Below are 19,916 nucleotides of genomic sequence, written 5' to 3'. Positions count from 1 at the left end.
ATCGGTAGGCTCGGTTAGTCTGCTGCAAGCATCCAGCGCAGCGTCGAACGCAGATCGATCGGCGCGACGTCCGGCACCGCAGCCCGCAGCTTGTCCGGCACGCCCATCAGCATCTTGACCTCGTTGGCACGGACGAACGCCGGGTTGACCTCGACGTCGAGGTCGTGTCCCGAAAGCTCGCGGCACATGTCGACGATGTCGGTCAGCGAATGGGCGGTGCCGCTGCACACGTTCACGGTCTCGCCCGCGGTGTCGTTTTCGACAAGCCGGCGATAGACCTCGGCGACGTAGCGGACGTCGGAGAAGTCGCGCGACACGTCGAGATTGCCGAGCTCGATCCGCGGCTTGCGCTCCGAGAAATGGGACACGATCTTCGGCACCAGGAAGCGCGGCGACTGCCCGCGTCCGGTGTAGTTGAACGGGCGCGTGATTACGATCGGCAGCCGGTCGAACCATGTCCGCACGAGGTGTTCCATCGCGACCTTGCTGGCCGCGTAGTGGTTCACCGGTGCGAACGGCTGCGTTTCGCTCACGGCGCCGCTCGCGTTCCCGTAGATGTTCGCGCTACTGGCGATCAGGATCTTGTCCGGCACGTGGCCGACGTCCGCGCATGCCTGCAGCAGGTTGAGCGTGCCGATCACGTTGACGTTGTAGAACATGCTGGCGTCGTCGTGACCGACGAAGCTGATCGCCGCGAGATGGACGATGCTGGTCGGACGGACCGCATCGATCGTCGCGCGACAGGCGTCCAGCGAACAGATGTCGAGCGCGATCAGGCCGTCATGGGCATGATTTCCCGCGCCCGTGACGCGATGCCCCGCGCGCACGAGCGCATCCGTGACGTAGGCCGCCGTGAACCCGCTCGCTCCGGTAATCAGCGCATGACGTTCCATGGGCGCGAAACCGTCAGAACGAGAAACCGGCTTCGTTGCGGCGAAGGTCGGCTTCGACCATCATCGCGCAGAGCGTTTCGAGGTTCGTCTCGGGCGCCCAGCCGAGCTTTTCCTTGGCCTTCGCCGGATCGCCGATCAGCAATTCGACTTCCGCCGGGCGATAGAACTTCGGATTGACGCTGACGAGGGTCTTGCCGGTCGCGACGTCGATCCCGCGCTCATTGTCCGCCGTCCCTTCGAAGCGCAGCGTATAGCCTGCTGCCTTGAACGCCATCGTCACGAAATCGCGCACGGTTTCGGTGCGGTTCGTTGCCAGCACGAACGTGTCCGGCTCGTCCGCCTGCAGCATTCGCCACATCCCTTCGACGTATTCCTTCGCGAAGCCCCAGTCGCGCTTGGCGTCCAGATTGCCGAGCTCGAGCACGTCCAGCTTGCCGAGCTTGATCTTGGCGACCGAGTCGGTGATCTTGCGCGTGACGAATTCGCGGCCGCGCAGCGGCGACTCGTGATTGAACAGGATCCCGGACGAACCGAAGATGCCGTACGACTCGCGATAGTTGACGGTGATCCAGTGCGCGTACAGCTTCGCGACGCCATACGGGCTGCGCGGGTAGAACGGCGTGGTTTCGATCTGCGGAACGGCCTGGACCTTGCCGAACATCTCCGACGTCGACGCCTGGTAGAAGCGGATCTTGTCGTTGACGATGCGGATGGCCTCCAGCACGTTGAGCGCGCCGATGCCGGTGATCTCGGCGGTCGTGACCGGCTGGTCGAACGAGACGCCGACGAAGCTTTGCGCCGCGAGGTTGTATACCTCGGCCGGTTGGGCCGTCTGCAGCAGGCGGATCGTCGACGAAAGGTCGGTCAGGTCATGCTCGACCAGATTGAGGTCCGGATGCCCGGCGATGCCGAGTTCCTCGATGCGCCAGAAGTTCACGGAGCTTGTGCGGCGGTACGTGCCGAACACGCGATAGCCCTTGCCGAGCAGCAGTTCCGCGAGGTACGCGCCGTCCTGACCGGTGATGCCGGTGATGATTGCAGTTTTCTTTTGCATGTCAGATCCTCTGTAACTTGCGATGGTTGAACGGGCGGGCAGATTTACTCGGCCGCGAGCGCGTTTTCGAGTTCGTCGAGCGTGATGGTAGCGGTTCCGAGCTTGCCGACCACGACGCCCGCCGCGACATTGGCTTCGTGCATCGCACGCAGCCAGTCGCCATGTGTTGCATATCGTACCGCCAGCGTGGCGATGACCGTATCACCCGCGCCTGACACGTCGAATACCTCGCGGGCCTTCGCCGGCTGGTGGTGTGCGCCGCGTGCGTCGAACAGTGTCATGCCTTCCTCGCTGCGCGTGACGAGCAGCTTGTCGAGCGACAACTGCTGACGCAGTGCCTCGGCCTTCGCGGTCAGTTCGGCTTCCGAGCCGAACCGGCCCACGACCGCCTTGAATTCCGAGAGATTGGGCGTGAGCAGGGTCGCGCCGCGATAACGTTCGTAGTCGTCGCCTTTCGGATCGACGAGGACCACCTTGCCTTGCGACCGTGCACGCTGAATCAGCGCCTGCACGTCGTCCAGCGCGCCTTTGTGGTAGTCCGAAAAGATCACGACGTCGGCGCGCGGCAGCGCGTCGTCGAAGGCGGCCGCGATCTCGGCGAGCACGGGCGGTGCCGGCGTGCGCTCGAAGTCGAGGCGCAGCAGCTGTTGCTGATGACCGACCACGCGGAGCTTCACCGTCGTATGCAGATCGTCGTCGACGCAGAGCCGCGCGTCGATGCCGTTCTCCCGGCACAGGCGCCCGATCGTGTCCGCATTCGCGTCGCGCCCCGCGACGGCGAGCAGCGTGGCGGTCGCGCCCAGCCGCGCGCAGTTGTGCGCGACGTTGGCGCTGCCGCCGAGCCGGTCTTCGGTTCGCTGGACCGCGACGACGGGCACCGGCGCTTCCGGCGAAATTCGGTTGACGTTGCCGAACCAGTATTGATCGAGCATCACGTCGCCGACGACCAGGATATGAGGCTGGGTATTCACGTTGTCCTCGATAATGGCCATGGGTGGGTTCGGGTCAGATATGGCTGGGGCCGCAGACGAAATGCAGCAGGCGCCCCAGTTTGGGTTTTGCACCGGGGCCGGACGCGAGCAGGGCGGCTTCGATGTCCGGCGCCGTGATCAGCGCGGCACACTCGCGTATGATGCAGCCGTTGTAGGCATCCTTGGAAAACTGAATGCACGGCGAGCAGGGAACGTCGGAGTACAGCACGCGGTTCGACGCGCCGAACGGCGAGAAGCGTTGCCACGGGCTCGACGTGAATACACCCAGCACCGGCCGGCAGACGGACACGAGGTGCAGGGTGCCGCTGTCGGCGCCCACCACGACGTCGCATTCACCGACGCGCGCGTGGAAATCGGACAGTTTCGAACCACCGAGGATTACGTCGGAGTCGGCCAGATTCAGCATTCGCGCAAGCATGCTCAGTTCGTCTGCCTCGAGCGGGCCGCCGATCAGCTTGATCGCGATGCCGTGCTTCGATTGCAGGGACTGTGCGAGCCGCACCCAGGTCGTCGCCGGAATCTTGTTCGCGAAGAAGCCAGCACTCAGCGAGATGCCGACGGTGCGGAGGGCCGATGGCCATTGCGGTGCGGAGCCGGCCGTCGGCCACATCAGCGATGAGCGCGAGTACTTGCCCGTCAGCGATTCCGTGACGCGCTGCTGAATGCGCGTCTCATGGGTGACGTTGTCGCTGCGCGGTACGACGGCGCGCGTGCCGAGGATGCTGCCCGCTTCGTGGCAGAACCCGTCATCGCGCAAGAAGACGATGAGCGAGTAGGGCTTCAATTGCGCGATCAGTTCCGGCATGCCTTCGCCGATCCCGTCCTTCTGCAAGTGCGCGAGCTTCGTCGGATGCAGCGCCGGCCCGTCGGGCAGGAAATGTTCGAGCAGAAACCGGTTGCCCGGCGCGGCGTACAGATCGAAGTTGCCGAACTTCTGCTGCAGCGCGCGCAGCGCCGGTACGCTGAGGACGAAATCGCCGAGGTGATCGGGCTTGACGACAGCCACGTCAGTCATGATCGCGCTCCAGACGCGTCCCGAGTTTCTGGATCAGCGTCTCGTTGATCATCGATCGAACCAGCGTATTGGTGACCTGCAGCGAAACGGCTTCGGCGACCACGCGCACTGCGTACCACGGATACATCCAGATCCGGCCGGACATGAAGCGCGACAGCATCCGCGACAGGCGCAGGCGCCGCTCCTGTTGCAGGCAGTAGAGGTAGTCGAGTGAGAACGAATTGCCGGGTACGTCGCGCAGCGTGGCCGGCACGATCCGCGATCGATGGATCAGTGCGCGTCGGATGCGGCGCGTGAGCGGCAACGGTCGATTCGCCGCGGGCGAGTCGACCGCGGATTCGCCGGGCGCCGCCGCATGTTCGGACAACGGATCGTTGCGCGCGCTGGATCGCGCGGCCGCGCTTTCCGTGTGGCGAACGGCTTCCGTGACGACCGACAGGTAGGCTTCGCGCGAGAACTTGCGAACCCATTCCTGGCGTGCGCCAAGGGTGTGCGCGCCGTAGTCGGGGTCGTCATCCGCGCGGCGGGCGGCTTCGACGAGGCCCTGCGCGATCGAATGCGGATTGCACGGATCGACATAGCGCGCGAACGGGCCGCCGACCTCGGGTAGCGCGCCAGTGTCCGACAGCAGCAGCGGGATGCCGCGCGCGAGCGCTTCCAGCGCCGGCAGGCCGAAGCCTTCCCATAGCGACGGGTATGCAAGCGCGCAGCAGCGCTCGTACTCGTCGCGCAGCTTGTCGTCGGGAAGGCGGCCGCAGAGCACGGCACCTTCCACGCGGCCGACCGCGGCCTTGATGACCTCGGCACCGTGACCGTCGCCACCGACGATGCGCAGCGTGTAGCCTTCCTTGGCCAGACCCGACAGCGCGAAGCCCTGGACGAGTCCGGTGATGTTCTTGCGGGTTTCCAGGCTGCCGACGAACAGGAATTGCCGCGACGGCTGGCGCCGCTTCGCCTCGACCGGATGATCGAAACGATCGTAGAGCGGGACGACGCGCATGCGGCTGCGCGGAATGCCGTAGTTGGCCCACAGGTCGCGTGACGTGCTTTCGCTGATCGACAGGATGTCTATCGACGGGTCGTAAAGACGGTCGTACGCGATCGAATAGAGGCGCGACACGCTCGGGTTGTGCCACTGCGGCCGCGTGATCGGTGTCAGGTCGAGCACGTATGCGATCGTGCGTGCGGCCCGGCCGACGAACAGCAGGTACAGCGGGTCGAACACGAAGTTGATGCACGGTGCTTCGGGCTGCCGATCGTCCTGGCGGCGTGCGAACGCGTCGGGATTGGCGAGGGCCGCGCCGAGCAGTGCGCCGACGCGCGACTCGAAGCTGGCGTTCAGCGTGTAGTCGTTTGCGACGAATTCCGCGAGGTCGACCGGTTCGCCGAGCGCCTGAAGTTGAACCGGATGGCCGGACAGGATCAGATGGCGCACCGTATCGCGCACGATGAAGTACATCGCGGTGCGATTGATCGCGAGCGGAGTGATGTCGATGACGAGACGCATCATGCGTGGTGCTCCCATGCCCGCGGGCTGCAGACGGTCCGGAAATGTTCGACCGCGGCGCTGATTTCGGTGTTCGTACGCCGCTCGCGCAGATCGCCGAGCAGGGTTTCGACCGTCGCGAGCAGCGCGCCTTCGCGAAGTACGCCCCAGTGCGCCGAGATCGGATTCACGCCGACCGGATCGGCAAGACCGAAGTTTGCGATCTCGGTGTCGATGAAATAGCGATAGTCGGCCGGCAGGAATTCCGCGAACGACGTATGGCGAGGACACAGGGCCGGCTTGCCTGCCAGCAGGTTTTCGAACAGGCCGAGCCCCAGACCCTCGCCGAACGACGCGGTCAGGAAGCCGTCGCAGGTCTGCCCGAGCGCCTGCATCGTGTCGTGCGTCAGCGCGCCGGTGCAAAGATAGACGCGCGAAGCGTCGACGTCGTGGCGGCGCGCGATCTGCGCGAACAGGGTCGCTACACGGTCGAACAGGCGATCCGCCGTTTCCGTGACGTCGATCGTCGATACCTTGAGCACGAGCCCCGCGCGCGGATGCGCGCGAATCACGTCGAGCCATTCGTCGGCGAGGACCGGGAAACCCTTGCGCGGGATCAGCGTGTTGGTGCTGAGCAGAAGCAGGTCGCACGACGCACGTACTTCGGACAGCGATGCGAGTTTCGGCGCCGCGCCTTCGCGCAGCGGAATTTCGCGCAACGTAAGATCCGGAACCGACGCGTCGCGCGGTTCGGAGGAGCCGTGCGGCATCGGGCAGGGCGTGTAGACGACCGGAACCTCGACGCCTTCTTCCTCGAGCATCGGCTGCATGAACCGGGCCGGAACCCAGACTTCGTCGATATCGTTGATCGATGCGATCCACGACTGATTGCCGAGGCGATCGGTTTCCCAGAAGAACAGGCCGATACTCCGCGCGCCGCTGAACGGACGGAAGTTGTCGGGCGTCGAGATCGTCAGGACGACGACCTCGCTATCGGGCATCTTCGCGGCGCTCGCGACGCAGTTGTCGGCGATCAGCGGGTACGGCCATACCGTGACATGGCGGGACGGGTGTCCGTGAAGGTCGACGCCGAGCACGATGTCGAAGTGTGGCTCCAGCCATTCGAGATAGAGACGGGTCGCATACGCATAGCCGCTGTAGCTGTTCAGGTCGCCACGAATGATCAGAACGCGCCGCTTGGCGGACAGGTTACCGGTGGTCATGCTGCGTGATCCGCTTGAGTTCCGTGTAAATCAGGTCGACGCAGTCGGCTGTTGCTTGCGACTGGGTGCGGCCCGGGCGCGTAAAGTAGTTCCATACGCGCAGGACCATGCGCTGCACGGGACCGAACCGCAGCAAACGGTAGCGTGCGATGCGCGGCGGCAGCGACGTTCGCGGCGCGGCGAGGTGCCTCAGCATGCCGATGCGCGCGAGCAGCTCGGCGTCGATGCGCAACGGGGACAGCACGGGTTGACGCGTGTCTTCGCGCGTTGGTTCGAGATGCTTCGCGAACGCCTGCGAATCGCGGATTCGCGCGTCGCGCGTCGATGCTTCGTCGCCCGATGCAATGTCCGGGCGGTTATCGGATTGAGTCATGTCGTCGATCCCTCGTCGTCACTTATCGCGATGCGCCATGCAATCGCAGCGCAAGGCGCACGAGCGGCTGCGCAAGCCGTTCGGACTGCCGCGCGTGCTCCGCTTGCAGCGTGTCGAGCCGACGATTCAGATCCATCGCCTGCGCGTCGGCATGGGCGGCGGTCAGGTGCGCCTCGGAGAGCTCGGCGCGCACGGCGCTCAACTCGCCCCGCAATGCGGCCAGTTCGGCCTGCAACGCGGCCAGCGTGCGCTCCCGCTCCGCAAGGGTGTCCTGCAACGCGCGATGCGCGTCCGGCGAAATTTCGGGATCGAGCACGAAGCAGTGGCCGCGACGCAGTTTCGCGCGGTCGAACACGTTCGGCGCGAGTGCGATGCGCGGCTTCAGGTCGCGATGCTCCGTCGCGACATAGAACCGGTTCAGTCCGTCGAAGTACGCGTATTCGTAACCGGCGTCGGTCACGATCGATTCCCACTCCGCGCTGTTGTCGACCGGCGAATTCGGCTCGGTCGATTCGATCACGAGAATCCACGGGCGGAAGCGCTTGAAGTCCGCGCCGAGCAGCACGTTCCGCTCGAAGCCCTCGACGTCGATCTTCAGGAAATGGATGTCGCGCGGCGCGTACGCTTCGCAGACGTCCGCGAGCGTACGAACCTCGACCTCGCGTTCGCCGTGCAGGCGACCGCTTTCGCGGTAGCGATTCGCAATCTCGGGGGCGTTGGTCGACAGGCCGCGTGCATCGATTTCATAGAGCGTCAGGCGGCCGGGCTTTTCGCCCAGCGCACAGGCGAGATTGATGTCGCGCGGCCGATCTTGCACGAGCGCATCGAAATGCTCGGTGACCGGCTCGACGTTGACGCCGTGCCAGCCCCGTTCGTAGAACGCCTTCGTGACGGAATCCTCGATCGGTTCGTTGGCGCCGACGTCGATGTAGAACCCCTGTTCGACATCGGAAAGCGCGCGCCAGAGAACGATGTCTTCGAAGTTCTGCGCAAAGGAGAGAAAGGTCATTGCCGCTCGATCCGGATGGTGGGTTCGATGAAGCTGAAACCGAGGAAGAAGGGGCGGGTCAGGTTCGCGACAGTGAAGACCAGTGCGTAGTCGCGCCACTCATAGTTGTTGGTCAGGTGATCCGACCCGCTGGTAAGTGCCGTTGCAACCGAATACGAGCCCGGGCCGACGTTCATGTCGAACGCGAACGTGAACTTCAGGCGTTCGCCGGCACGCACGTTTTCCGCGATCTGCTTCGTGTGGTACGTGTTGGTACCGTAGATGTCCTGGCCGAGGCGGTTCTTGATCATGTAGCCGAGCACGAGCTTCGGAATCGCCTCATTGGCGCGCACGGTGATCTCGAGCTGGGCGCTGGAGCCCACATCGACCATTTCGACCTCGTTGCCGTCGCCGTCGCAGAGCGCGATGTGTTCGATCGTAGCTTCGCCGGTGCCGGAGATGGTGCGGGTGTTGCCCTCTGCCGTCACTTCCTGGCGAATCGTCTGACTTTGGCGCTGCGCGAGCGACGCGTTGTAGAAGTCGATCACTTCCTCGGGCGGCCCGATCTTGGAGACGGTGCCTTTCTCGAGCAGGATAGCCTTGTCGCAGATCGACTGGATCGACGTCTTGTCGTGCGAGACGAGCAGCAGGGTCGTGCCCTGTTCGCGGAACTTACGGATCCGGTCGAAGCTCTTGTGCTGAAAATACGCGTCGCCGACCGACAGCGCTTCGTCGACGATCAGGATGTCGGGACGGCGCGCCGTCGCGATGCTGAATGCCAGACGCATTTGCATGCCGCTCGAATAGACGCGCACCGGCTGGTCGATGTATTCGCCGATCTCGGCGAATTCCTCGATTTCCGGCATTAGCGTGTCGACGTCGTGATTGGTCAGGCCGAGCAGTTGGCCGGCCATGTAGACGTTTTGCCGGCCGGTGAAGTCCGGATGGAAGCCCATGCCGAGTTCGAGCAGCGCCGCGACCGAACCGTTGATCGCAATCTGACCTTCGGACGCGCGTGCCGTGCCGGTGATGATCTTGAGCAGCGTGCTCTTGCCCGCACCGTTGACACCCATCAGGCCTACGGCTTCGCCCGGTTCGATGTCGAACGAAATATTGCGCAGCACCCAGCGCAACTCGTGGCGGTTCGCGCCCGGCACGAGCCATTCGATGAGCCGTCCCCACCGGGACCGATAGATTTTGTATGCCTTGCCGACGCCGGCTACCTTGATCGCCGTCATTACAGTTCGTCCACCATTTCAGCCGAATGCCTGCGGAAAATAAATGCGCCGGCCGCGCAGAGCAGTACGGCAAGGGCAAGAACGGGCCACAGCGAGTACCAGTTCGGCATGCGATGCCACACGCAGATGTCCTGATAAGCGGTAATCACGCGCGCCATCGGGTTGAACATGATGTAGTGGCGCACGCGCTCCGGCAGGACCGCGATCGGATAGACGATCGGCGTGAACCAGAACCAGAATTGCATGACCACGCCGAAGAGCTGGCCGACGTCGCGAAAGAAAACGTTCAGCACGCCGAGCACGATGCCGAGGCCCATCGAGAACGCGACCTGAAGCAGCAGCACCGGAATCAGCGCGAAATACGACCAGCCGGGGAAATTGTTCGAGATCAGCAGGAAGATCGTGAAGAGCGCGAACACGATGCCGAAGTTCAGCAGCGCGTTCAATGCGACGATGATCGGCAGACAGATGCGCGGGAAGTTGAGCTTCTTGATCAGGTTGGCCTGCTCGAGAAACACGTTCTGCGCACGCGTCAGCGTGTCGGCGAACAGGCCCCACGTGAGCGAGCCCGCGCACAGGTATACGCTGTATGCGAGATTGCTGTCGACACCGGGAAGTCGTGCGCGCATCAGCTGGGAGAAGATCACCGTATAGACGAAGATCATCGCCAGCGGGTTGATCACCATCCACGCGCCGCCGAGCAGCGAATTCCGGTAGCGCGACTGAAACTCGCGCTTGACGCTGCTGACGATGAATCCGCGATATCGCCACGCGGATTTGACAATTCCTACTGCCATGCAGAATTCCTATGAACAGGTCGTGCGCGCGACACGGGGCGGCGGCTTCCGCGCGTCGATTGCCGTCGGGACGAGCGGCGCGGCACCGGAAAACCCGTCGCACCGCGACATCCATGCCGCGCGGCCCCCGGATCGACCGGGGGCGCGGGCGGTCCGTTCGGCCGTGTCAGTTCGACGATGTGCGGCCGTAGACGTCCTCGAAGCGGACAATGTCGTCTTCGCCGAGATATTCGCCGCACTGGACCTCGATCAGCACGAGATCGAGCACGCCGGGGTTGATCAGCCGATGCTTGTGACCGGCCGGGATGTAGGTCGATTCGTTCGGCTGCAGCGAGATGACCTGTTCGCCGTTGACGACATCCGCGCAACCGCTCACCACCACCCAGTGCTCGCTCCGATGGTGATGCATCTGGAGCGACAGCGAGGCGCCCGGCTTGACGACGATCCGCTTCATCTTGAATCGTTCGCCTTCCTCCAGCACCGTGTAGGTCCCCCAGGGACGATGCACGGTGCGGTGCAGGCGATACGCGCTGTGGTTCGACTGCTTGAGCCCGGCGACGATGTGTTTGACGTCCTGCGCGCGTTGCGCCGATGCGACGAGCAGGGCGTCCGGCGTATCGACGACGATCAGGTCGTGCACGCCGACGAGGCCGACCATCCGGTCCTCGCTCTGAACGAAGCAGTTGTCGGCGTCGTGAAGTTGCGCAGGGCCGCTGATGCGGTTGCCGCGCTCGTCAGGGGCGGTGAGACTGCTGATCGACAGCCAGGAGCCGATGTCGCTCCAGCCGATGTCGCACGGCACCACGTAGACGTTGGCCGAGCGCTCCATTACCGCGTAGTCGATCGAGATGCTTTCCGTTTCGCGGAAGGCGGCGGGCGTGAGTTCGAGCGCGTAGTCGCCGTCGGACGACGCACTGCGCGACGCCGTATCGATCGCATGGATGACCGGCGTGGCAACGTCGGGCGCGTGACGCTCGAGTTCCGTGAGGATGGTCTGCGCAGTAAAGCAGAACATGCCGGCGTTCCACAGGTGGCGCCCGTCGGCGACAAGCGCCTCGGCGACTGACAGCTGCGGTTTCTCGACGAAACGCGTCACCTTGCGCGACGCCGGGCCGCGGGCAGGCGTCGCATCGTATTCGATGTAGCCGTAGCCGGTTTCGGGACTGGTCGGGTGAATGCCGAACGTCACTACCTGACCATCGACTGCGGCGGCCGCGGCTTGTTGCACCGCAGCATCGAACGCCGCCTGATCGGCCACGAGGTGGTCGGCGGGCAGGACGAGCATGACGGCCTCGGGGCCGTGCTCGCGGCGGATCAATTCGGCGGCGGCGCCAATGGCGGCAGCCGTATTGCGGGCCTCGGGCTCGAGCACGAAGCCGAGCCGGTTGCCTGCCTCCCGCACGTTCGTGCACTCGTCCTTGGTCAGGAAGTAGGTTTCGCGGTTCGTGACGACGACAATTTCGCGTGCAGCGGTCGCCTGCTGGGCCCGAAGATAGGTCTTCTGGAGCAGGCTTTGCCCGTCAGCAAGGCGCAACAGCGGCTTCGGAAACGCTTCACGCGACACGGGCCACAGCCGGGTGCCCGCGCCTCCGCAGATGATGACGGGTATGATGTTCATTGACTCGATCTGGTTACGATCCGTTTACGGCATGGTGCGGGACCATCGGAAGGCTGCGATTCTAGCGGATTTCACCCTGCGGAACCATTGCACCATACATCTCGTTACGGAAGTTGCACTGCAAGAAAACAACAATAATTCGAGACGGGGTATCGTCCCGAGATCACATCCGCCGCAACATGCAGGTATCCGAATTTGCCTGTTTGTTCGGTCTATCGGCATAATTCCTACCAGTTCACGGCGGTCGTGCGCTGGAGTCCCCCTAGCCGATCCGCACACTATACGACACGGCCAAGCGGCCAAGCCGTTCGCGCGACGGCTGCCGCACAGTAGTTAACGTTCTGTTTCACTAGGATCTCACGCATGCTTCGATTCAAACCGTCGTGGCGGTCACTGAGCGTATTCGGATTCGACTTGCTCGCCGTCGCCGCCGCATGGATATCGGCTTACGTGATTCGTTTCAACGGGGCCGTGCCGACGGAGTTCTGGCACGGTTGTCTAGTTGCGCTCGCGGGCGTCGTCCCGACTTATGCGATCCTGTTCCGGATCTGCGGCCTGTACCGTGGCATGTGGGTGTTCGCGAGCCTGCCGGATCTCATCCGCATTGCGAAGGCGGTCGGCATCGGTGCGCTGCTCGTGATGATCGGCGCGGTGATGCTGCAGCCGACACCGATCATTCCGCGCTCAGTCCTGCTCGTTTCGCCGCTGCTGTTGTTTCTGTCGACCGGCGGCGCGCGTGCGCTGTACCGGACGGTAAAGGAGTTCTATCGATACGGCGGCCTGATCGCGCAAGGCAAGCCGGTCGTCGTGCTCGGTGCGGGCGCGGCGGGTGCGACTCTCGCGCGTGAACTGTCGCGTTCGGGCGAATGGCGCCTGATCGGACTCCTCGACGACGACCCGACCAAGCGCGGCCGGGAGATTTACGGCTACAAGGTGCTTGGTGCGATCGACGAGTTGCCGCATTTCGCCGACATGCTCCGCGTCGAGACCGCGATCATCGCGATTCCCTCCGCACCGGTCGAAGTGCAGCGGCGGGTCGCGACGCTCTGCGTGCGTGCCGGCGTTCGCGCCATGGTGCTGCCGGCGCTCGCCGACGTCGCACAGGGGCAGGCTTCCCTGTCGCGTGTGCGCCAGATCGATCTCGAGGATCTGCTGGGCCGCGAGCCCGTGTCGATCGATACGGCTCACGTGGATGCGTTGCTGCGCGGGCGGGTCGTAATGGTGACGGGCGCGGGCGGCTCCATCGGTTCCGAACTGTGCCGTCAGATCCTGCGATTCGAGCCGGCCCAGGTGGTTGCGTTCGATCTGTCGGAGTACGCGATTTACCGGTTGACGGAAGATCTGCACGAGCGTTTTCCAGGCGTCGACGTCGTGCCGATCGTCGGCGACGCGAAGGACTCCCTGTTGCTGGACGAAGTGTTTCGTCGCCATGCGCCGCACATCGTTTTCCATGCGGCGGCCTACAAGCATGTGCCGTTGATGGAAGAGCTCAACGCATGGCAGGCGGTCCGCAACAACGTACTTGGTACATACCGCGTCGCGCGTGCGGCTGCGCGTCATGCCACGCGCCACTTCGTGCTGATCTCGACTGACAAGGCCGTAAACCCCACGAACGTGATGGGTGCGAGCAAGCGGCTGGCGGAAATGGCATGCCAGGCATTGCAGCAATCGAGTTCGACGCAGTTCGAGACGGTTCGCTTCGGCAATGTGCTCGGCAGTGCCGGGAGCGTCATTCCGAAATTCCAGCAGCAGATTGCGAAGGGCGGCCCGGTGACAGTCACCCATCCGGAAGTCACACGCTTCTTCATGACGATCCCCGAGGCGTCGCAGCTGGTGTTGCAGGCCTCCAGCATGGGGCTGGGTGGCGAGATCTTCGTCCTCGACATGGGACAGCCGGTCAGGATTGTCGATCTGGCTCGTGACCTGATCCGTCTCTACGGCTTCGACGAGAGTCAGATCCGCATCTCATTCTCGGGCCTGCGGCCGGGTGAAAAACTGTACGAGGAACTGCTCGCGGACGACGAGACCGCGACCCGTACGCCGCATCCGAAGCTGCGCATCGCGCGAGCGCGCGAGGTGCCGGACAACTTGCTCGACGAGCTTCTGCCCTGGCTGATGCAGAATCGCGTGCTGCCCGACGACGAGGTGCGACGGGACCTGCGCCGCTGGGTGCCCGAATACCAGCCGACGGTCTTGCCGCAACTGCAGCCAGTTGCATCGGCGCGGTCGGCCTGAGCCGCACCGTCCATCCTTCATTTTCCTGACACGGCGCCGTGACCTGTCTTTCGACGGGTAACGGCGTCGTCAAGTTCGTTTGGCCCTCGATCGCATGAAACTGCTTTTCGATCTCAATTCGCTGCGTCCGCCCCGAAGCGGCATCGGCTACTACACACAACATCTGCTCGAAGGTCTGCTCCGGCGCAGCGACGTCGAAGACGTCGCCGGTTGGGTCGGGCGTACCGTGTTCCAGGGCGAGCGTCTCGACGCCATGATGGTCGACCAATCGTCACTGCAGAAGGCCGTGCAGTTCCGCAACGGGATGACTGCGAGCCTGCTGCAGAAATCGAGGGCGATTCCGGGGCTGTATCGTTTGCGCACGGTCGTGCGGAGTTCTGCTTCGCGCACGTTGCGCAGCGACTTCGCGCGGCGCGGCTATCTCTATCACGAGACCAATTTCGTCGCGTCGCGTTATCGCGGCCCGAACGTCGTGACCGTGCACGACTTGTCCCACCGGCGTCATCCGGAGTTTCATCCTCGGGTCGCCGTCAACTACCTCGATCACGGGCTGCCGCGTTCGCTGCGACAGGCCGGCGCGATCATTGTCGACAGCCTGTATACGAAGCAGGAACTGCTCGACATCTACGACGTGCCGGAGGAGCGGGTGGTGCCGATCCATCTCGGCGTCGAACCGGTGTTCCGGCCGTACAGTGACGAAGAGTGCCGTCCCGTGCTCGACGCGCTCGGGATTCAGTCGCGGCGTTTCGTCCTGTCGGTCTGCACGCTGCAGCCGCGCAAGAATCTTCAGCGGCTGGTCGAAGGATTCGCACGGTTGCCGGAGGAACTGCGGCAGATGTATCCGCTGGTCCTCGTCGGCGCCGACGGCTGGAAGAACTCGCAGCTGATGGCGTGCATCGAGCCGCTCGCCCGTGCGGGCCAGATCATATCGCCGGGCTACCTGTCGCGCTCGAGTCTGCTGCATCTTTTTTCGTCGGCCGCGGTCTTCGCATATCCGTCGCTTTACGAAGGATTCGGTCTTCCGGTCGCGGAGGCGATGGCGAGCGGGGCGCCCGTCCTGACGTCGAACGTGACGTCGATTCCGGAGGTCGCGAACGGCGCCGCGCTCGAAGTCGATCCGTATTCGGTCGACGCGATCGAGGCCGGGCTCGAGCGCCTGCTGACGGACGCCGCGTTGCGCGACCTGCTGGTGGAGAAGGGGTTGCGGCGCGCAGCCGAGCTGACTTGGGACGCTACCGTCGACAAGACCTGCGAGGTCTATCATTCACTGGTCTGACGCGCGTGCGGCGACGAATGCCGCCGATGGAGGAAAGGCAATGCGGATTGGCGTGAGCGGGGCGAATGGTTTCGTGGGGCGCGCACTGGTTCAGGCGTTGTGCGACGCGGGACACGATGTTATCGCGCTCGTTCGCCGCCACGCGGGCGATACCGATGCGCGGGCGACCGAGTGCGTCATCGCGGACGACGATTTCGCCAGCGTCGCAGCCGGACAACCCGCTTTGCCACCGTGCGGCGTGTTCGTGCATCTCGCCGCACGCGTGCACGTGATGCGTGACGACGCAACCGATCCGCTGGCGTCCTACCGGGCCGCGAACGTCCAGGGCGCGCTGAATGCGCTCGAGGCCGCGCGCCGTGCCGGCGTGCGCCGGTTCGTGTTCGTGAGCAGCGTCAAGGCGCTCGGCGAGCACGAGAACGGCCGCCCGTTGCGTGAGGACGACGTGCCGCGCCCCGGCGATCCGTACGGCATCTCGAAGCAGGAGGCGGAAGTCGCGTTGCGCGATGCCTGCGCGGCCTGCGGGATCGAACTGACGGTCGTGCGGCCGCCGCTCGTGTACGGTCCCGGCGTGCGAGCGAATTTCCTCGGGCTGATGCGCGCGGTCGCGCGTGGCGTGCCGCTACCGCTCGGCGCCGCACATGCGCAGCGCAGCATGGTGTATATCGGCAACCTTGTCGACGCATTGCGGTTCCTGGCCACGCGCGATCACGCAACGGACGGGGTGTTCCATGTGACCGACGGCAACGACCGGTCCGTCGCCGAATTCGTTGCGGGGATTGCCGCCGCGCTCGGCCGGTCGCCGCGCCTCGTGCCGGTGCCCGTCGCGTGGTTGCGCGCTGCGGGCGCGTTGACCGGACGCCGCGCGGCGGTCGACCGCCTGACGAGTCCGCTGCGGATCGAATGCGCGCACCTGCGCGAGCTCGGCTGGGCGCCGCCGTTTACCGTCGACCAAGGGCTGGCCCAAACAGTGGCCGGCTTGGCGAAGGGGGGCGGAGCATGATCGCATCGTTACCCATCGTCGTCGTTGCCGCGTTCGCGGCATGCGCGAGCTTCGCAGTGCTTGCATGGCTGCTGAAATCGGGTCTGGCGTGGCGACTCGCCGTCGACGTGCCGAACCAGCGCTCCCTTCATGAGCGTCCCGTGCCGCGTGTCGGCGGATGGGGTGTGATGTGTTCGGCGCTGCCGCTGATCGCGCTCGGCGTGCCGGGATTCGGCTGGGCGGCGCTCGCCGCGTGCGTGCTGGCCGTCGTGTCGTTGATCGACGACCGGCGAGGCCTGTCGGCGCGTGTGCGTTTCAGCGTGCATCTGCTGGTGGCCGCAGGCGCCGTCGCGGTCTCGTCCACCGGAATGCCGATATGGGCGACGGTGCTGGTCGTCATCGCGCTCGTCTGGATCGTGAATCTCTACAACTTCATGGACGGCGCGAACGGTCTCGCGGCCGGCATGACTGTGCTGGGTTTCGGCACCTATGCGATCGCGGCGTCGCGCGTCGCGCCGGAGCTCGCGCTGGCGAGCGGCGTGATCTCGGGCGCGGGCCTGGGTTTCCTCGTGCTCAATTTCGGAGCGGCGAAGGTCTTCCTCGGCGACGTCGGATCGATTCCGTTGGGTTTCCTGGCCGGCGCATTCGCGCTGTGGGGCTGGCAGCACGGTGTCTGGCCGGTGTGGTTCGTCGCGATGGCGTTCGGACCGTTCATCGCGGATGCATCCGTGACGCTGTTGCGTCGCCTGTTGCGCGGAGAAAAGGTCTGGCAGGCGCACCGCGAGCATTTCTATCAACGGCTGGTGCGGACACTCGGTTCGCACGTGCCGGTTGCGCTGCTGTATTACGCGTTGATGGTGGGCGGTTCGGCGGCGGGTCTCGCGGCGCGCCAGCTTCCGTCCGTCGCGGAGCAGTGGGGGATCGTGGTTGCGTGGTACGCCCTGCTCGCCGTCATCGGCGCGTGGATCGAGTGGCGCTGGCGCAAGTCCGGGCTGACTCGTTGATTTCGCGTTATATCCGGCCTCGAGCGTCATACCGGATGTCGTATGAAGGGCGGCGGTCGAGCGCCGCCTGATCGCTTGCCCGCGCCGGCATTCGCTCGGCGCCATCGTCCCGATCGACACACCGATCGTTCCATTCGCGTTCACCCATATCGACCCACTTCGGTCATTTGACTACCCGTCGATTCCTTCCTATGTTTTCCTCAAGGTAGCCGTCCGATTGCCGTAAAGAACAAAGGTGAAAAGCCAAATACGAGATCTACGGTCCATACCAATCCGATGAAAGCGGAACATATTGCAAGGGGAATGAGCGCGGCACTCATGGTGTTCGCGCTCGCGGGGTGTGGCGGCGACGAGAGTCCGACGGCGTCGACCGTCACCGCCACTGCGCAGGTTGGCAAATTGTCGGCGCTGCGCGCCACCGGCAACGTGGTGAGTGCAGCGCCGATGAGTGCGACGGCGCCGGTCCATGTTGTGCTCATACTCAAGCCGAACGACCAAGCCGCACTGCATCGCTTCGTGCAGGACTCGCGAACGCCCGGCAGCGCCAGCTTCGGCGCCGTGCTGACCTCCGCGCAGATCGCCGCGCGCTACGCGCCCACCGCCGACCAGGTCGCCACGGTGAAGGCCTATTTGGGAAGTAAGGGCTTCACGAACATCAATGTTGCCGGCAACAACATGATCGTCGAAGCCGATGCGCCGGCCGGCGTGATATCCGGCGTGTTCAAGACGACGCTGGTGCCCGTCGCGATGGCGGACGGCAGCCGCGCGCATATCAACACCGCCCCCGAGACGGTGCCGGACGCACTCGGCGGTGTCGTCCAAGCGGTTCTGGGGCTCGATACCGCGACGCGTCTGCATCCGCACTTCGTGCGCGCGTCTGTGGGCGCTCGTACGCCAACCGCAAACACGTCGCCGACGACCAATGCAATCATGGTGGGTCACAACCCGACGCAGTTTCCGGGCATCTATTCCGTCGGCAGCGCGCCGACGGCCGCCAACACCACGGTGGGCATCATCGCGGAAGGGAACCTGACGCAGCCCGTCATCGACCTGACGACGTTCGAAACCAACAACCGGTTGCCCGCCGTACCCGTTTCGGTGATCAACGCCGGAACGCCGAGCGCCGACACGAGCGCGAACGTCGAATGGTCACTCGACAGCCAGACCATCGTCGGGATGTCCGGCGGCGTCAAGCAAATCAACTTCTATGTTGCGCCGTCCTTCGCATGGAGCGACATGGCGCTCGCGATCAATCGCGCCGTGTCGGACAACGCCGCGCAGGTCGTCAACATGTCGATCGGCGGATGCGAGAACTGGGCGCCGACCGCCTCGATGGACGTGCTGTTCGAAATGGCCGTCGCACAGGGGCAGACCTTTTCGGTCAGCACGGGCGATTCGGGTAGCGTTGCGTACGGCTGCAGCGGCACGTCGGTGCAATATCCGGCGAGCTCGCCCTACGTCGTGGCCGTCGGCGGCACCAGCCTCTATACGAACGGGAACGGCAGCTATGGCGGCGAGATGGCCTGGGACTCCGGCGGTGGCGGCAGCAGCGGATTTGAGCCGATTCCGACCTGGCAGTCGAACGTACCGCAGCTCAAGGGACGGGCGTTCCGGGGCCTGCCGGATCTCGCGTTCGACGCCGATCCCAACAGCGGCGCGCAGATCATCGTGGGCGGACAACTCGAGACGCTGGGCGGTACGAGCCTGTCCGCGCCGTTGTTTGCCGCGACCTGGGCGCGTCTCTTGTCCGGCAGCTGCGCGACGAACCCCGGCTTCGCGGCACCGACGATTTACAGTGCACAAGCCACGACACCGTCGATCTTCCGCGACATCACCTACGGCAGTAACGGCGCATACAGTGCCGGTTCGGGCTGGGACTTCGTGACCGGCTGGGGCACGCCGATCGTCACCACGCTGCAATCGTCGATATGCGCGCCGACGACACCGATCTATGGCGGCATCATCGGTGTAGGGACGACGCTCAAGCCGGGACAAACCGCGTACTCGGCGTCCCAAAACCATCGACTGGTCATGCAGAATGACGGCAACCTCGTGCTTTATAACGTGAGTGGTGCCGCGATATGGAATTCCGGGACGTTCGGAAACGCAGGGGCGTACGCAGTGTTCCAGACTGACGGCAACTTCGTGGTCTACAGCGCGGGCGGCAGGGCGCTGTGGTTTTCGGCGACCAATGGCGGGTCCTATGGCCAGTATCTTGCCGTGCAGGATGACGGCAACATGGTGATCTACGCGTGGTCCATCCCGGTATTTGCCACGGCGACGTCAGCGGCGGGATTGACGAACTCGTCGAGCGGGCCGGCTGTCTGGAACGGCGGCGTCACCCTCGGCAGTGGCCAGAGCCTGGCGTCAGGCAACGGTGCAAACACACTCGTCATGCAGAGTGACGGGAATCTGGTGCTGCTTCGCCAAGGCGTCCCGAAATGGAATTCGGGGACCTACAGTCATCCGGGCGCCTATGCGGCGATGCAGACGGACGGCAATCTGGTCGTCTACAGTCCAACGGGCGTGCCGCTCTGGTATTCCGGCACCAACGGTAATCCGGGGGCGGTCACGTACATTCAGGACGACGGCAACCTCGTGATCTATGCGCAGGCGCCGCGCTGGAACACCTATACCTCGGGACGCTAGGATTCTGCGATTCGCGGCCGCGCCGTCATGGTCACCGTCGGCGATGGCCGCGTAGTGTGTAGCAGTGGACAGCCCGCGCGAACCGGCAACGCGCCG

16 protein-coding genes are annotated in these 19,916 nt (G+C 64.5%); 5 read left to right on the top strand and 11 right to left on the bottom strand.

Translation table 11 applies throughout. From position 1 onward, the window contains the following. Positions 1-14: 14 nt before the first annotated feature. The 11 genes from HWX22_RS06755 to HWX22_RS06705 all read right to left on the bottom strand — a co-directional run bounded on the left by HWX22_RS06755 (position 15) and on the right by HWX22_RS06705 (position 11,677). Positions 15-893 (bottom strand): GDP-mannose 4,6-dehydratase, encoded by an 879-nt coding sequence (locus tag HWX22_RS06755; protein ID WP_175915264.1) that lies wholly within the window; start codon positions 891-893, stop codon positions 15-17. Positions 894-906: 13 nt separating this feature from the next. Beyond that, positions 907-1,947, bottom strand: a complete 1,041-nt coding sequence (gene gmd, locus HWX22_RS06750) for a GDP-mannose 4,6-dehydratase (protein ID WP_059820157.1) — start codon at positions 1,945-1,947, stop codon at positions 907-909. Positions 1,948-1,991: 44 nt separating this feature from the next. Next, positions 1,992-2,918, bottom strand: a complete 927-nt coding sequence (gene rfaE1 / locus HWX22_RS06745) for a D-glycero-beta-D-manno-heptose-7-phosphate kinase (protein ID WP_347879456.1) — start codon at positions 2,916-2,918, stop codon at positions 1,992-1,994. 34 nt (positions 2,919-2,952) lie between these two features. Continuing rightward, a complete protein-coding gene (locus tag HWX22_RS06740) occupies positions 2,953-3,954 on the bottom strand; it encodes a glycosyltransferase family 9 protein (protein WP_175915262.1) in 1,002 nt (333 codons plus the stop codon). Then, entirely contained in the window at positions 3,947-5,464 is a 1,518-nt protein-coding gene (locus tag HWX22_RS06735) for a glycosyltransferase family 1 protein (protein WP_175915261.1), read from the bottom strand. Before HWX22_RS06735 ends, HWX22_RS06740 begins: the two co-directional genes overlap by 8 nt. After that, complete coding sequence (locus tag HWX22_RS06730) at positions 5,461-6,663, bottom strand: glycosyltransferase (RefSeq protein WP_059820161.1); 1,203 nt, start codon at positions 6,661-6,663, stop codon at positions 5,461-5,463. Before HWX22_RS06730 ends, HWX22_RS06735 begins: the two co-directional genes overlap by 4 nt. Further along, entirely contained in the window at positions 6,650-7,036 is a 387-nt protein-coding gene (locus tag HWX22_RS06725; protein ID WP_175915260.1) for a hypothetical protein, read from the bottom strand. The genes HWX22_RS06730 and HWX22_RS06725 overlap by 14 nt, the downstream gene beginning before the upstream one ends. A gap of 22 nt (positions 7,037-7,058) precedes the next feature. After that, complete coding sequence (locus tag HWX22_RS06720) at positions 7,059-8,045, bottom strand: FkbM family methyltransferase (protein WP_175915259.1); 987 nt, start codon at positions 8,043-8,045, stop codon at positions 7,059-7,061. Then, positions 8,042-9,262 carry an ABC transporter ATP-binding protein gene (locus HWX22_RS06715; RefSeq protein WP_059820163.1) on the bottom strand — a complete coding sequence of 407 codons (1,221 nt, stop codon included), beginning with the start codon at positions 9,260-9,262 and terminating at the stop codon, positions 8,042-8,044. Before HWX22_RS06715 ends, HWX22_RS06720 begins: the two co-directional genes overlap by 4 nt. Beyond that, positions 9,262-10,059 (bottom strand): ABC transporter permease, encoded by a 798-nt coding sequence (locus HWX22_RS06710; protein WP_059820164.1) that lies wholly within the window; start codon positions 10,057-10,059, stop codon positions 9,262-9,264. Before HWX22_RS06710 ends, HWX22_RS06715 begins: the two co-directional genes overlap by 1 nt. Positions 10,060-10,225: 166 nt before the next feature. Next, a complete protein-coding gene (locus tag HWX22_RS06705; protein ID WP_059820165.1) occupies positions 10,226-11,677 on the bottom strand; it encodes a mannose-1-phosphate guanylyltransferase/mannose-6-phosphate isomerase in 1,452 nt (483 codons plus the stop codon). A gap of 363 nt (positions 11,678-12,040) precedes the next feature. Here HWX22_RS06705 and HWX22_RS06700 point away from each other — a divergent pair, with 363 nt between their 5' ends. From HWX22_RS06700 to HWX22_RS06680, 5 genes are all read left to right on the top strand, one after another. Next, positions 12,041-13,912: a nucleoside-diphosphate sugar epimerase/dehydratase gene (locus tag HWX22_RS06700; protein ID WP_059820166.1), complete on the top strand. Its 1,872-nt coding sequence runs from the start codon at positions 12,041-12,043 to the stop codon at positions 13,910-13,912. A 94-nt stretch (positions 13,913-14,006) separates the two neighbouring features. Beyond that, the gene (locus tag HWX22_RS06695) at positions 14,007-15,188 is read left to right on the top strand and encodes a glycosyltransferase family 1 protein (RefSeq protein ID WP_175915258.1); all 1,182 of its coding nucleotides are present in this window, start codon (positions 14,007-14,009) and stop codon (positions 15,186-15,188) included. Positions 15,189-15,228: 40 nt separating this feature from the next. Then, positions 15,229-16,188 carry an NAD-dependent epimerase/dehydratase family protein gene (locus tag HWX22_RS06690; protein ID WP_175915257.1) on the top strand — a complete coding sequence of 320 codons (960 nt, stop codon included), beginning with the start codon at positions 15,229-15,231 and terminating at the stop codon, positions 16,186-16,188. Then, a complete protein-coding gene (locus HWX22_RS06685) occupies positions 16,185-17,171 on the top strand; it encodes a glycosyltransferase family 4 protein (RefSeq protein ID WP_175915256.1) in 987 nt (328 codons plus the stop codon). The genes HWX22_RS06690 and HWX22_RS06685 overlap by 4 nt, the downstream gene beginning before the upstream one ends. Before the next feature lie 318 nt (positions 17,172-17,489). Next, positions 17,490-19,820, top strand: coding sequence for a protease pro-enzyme activation domain-containing protein (locus tag HWX22_RS06680; RefSeq protein WP_244135196.1), 2,331 nt, complete (start codon positions 17,490-17,492; stop codon positions 19,818-19,820). The last annotated feature ends 96 nt before the right edge of the window (positions 19,821-19,916 follow it).

It is taken from the genome of Burkholderia sp. BCC1638, assembly GCF_902833195.1.
Classification (GTDB): Bacteria; Pseudomonadota; Gammaproteobacteria; order Burkholderiales; family Burkholderiaceae; genus Burkholderia; species Burkholderia diffusa.
The sequence above is the reverse complement of the archived record's forward strand: the minus strand, read 5'-3'. Positions and strand labels throughout refer to the sequence as shown.